Source organism: Bacillus cereus group sp. BceL220 (assembly GCF_051776965.1).
Classification (GTDB): Bacteria; Bacillota; Bacilli; order Bacillales; family Bacillaceae_G; genus Bacillus_A; species Bacillus_A cereus.
Map to the genome: position 1 here is coordinate 1 of NZ_JBPWBC010000055.1, position 530 is coordinate 530.

The window sequence follows — 530 nt, forward strand, 5'->3', positions numbered from 1 at the left end:
TCAAAGCTTACTTACAGCTCCCCGAAGCATATCGGCGTTAGTCCCGTCCTTCATCGACTCCTAGTGTCAAGGCATCCACCGTGCGCCCTTTCTAACTTAACCAAACTAAAAATTAAAAAATATGAGCTACACTGTTATCTAGTTTTCAAAGAACATACCATTTGCTATTTAAAATAGCTTTTTGGTGGAGCCTAGCGGGATCGAACCGCTGACCTCCTGCGTGCAAGGCAGGCGCTCTCCCAGCTGAGCTAAGGCCCCAAAATGTATGGTGGGCCTAAATGGACTCGAACCATCGACCTCACGCTTATCAGGCGTGCGCTCTAACCAGCTGAGCTATAGGCCCATACAAATTGCAGGATTTATTTATATCATATCCTCATTTAAGAGTCAATGTTGAATTGAACTCTCAAAACTAAACGAAAACGAAACACGGAAACTTATATTGATGAACAGCGTTCATCAATTCTCCATAGAAAGGAGGTGATCCAGCCGCACCTTCCGATACGGCTACCTTGTTACGACTTCACCCC

At 45.1% G+C, this 530-nt stretch carries 2 tRNA genes and 2 rRNA genes; all 4 read right to left on the minus strand.

Annotation, left to right across the window (positions count from 1 at the left end):
* Window positions 1-102: ribosomal RNA gene (locus ACS2FK_RS30455) — 23S ribosomal RNA — on the minus strand; the annotation flags it as partial.
* An 80-nt stretch (window positions 103-182) separates the two neighbouring features.
* Window positions 183-258 (minus strand) — tRNA-Ala (locus ACS2FK_RS30460).
* Between the two features lie 8 nt (window positions 259-266).
* Window positions 267-343: transfer RNA gene (locus ACS2FK_RS30465), tRNA-Ile, on the minus strand.
* Between the two features lie 130 nt (window positions 344-473).
* Window positions 474-530 (minus strand): 16S ribosomal RNA (locus ACS2FK_RS30470); the annotation flags it as partial.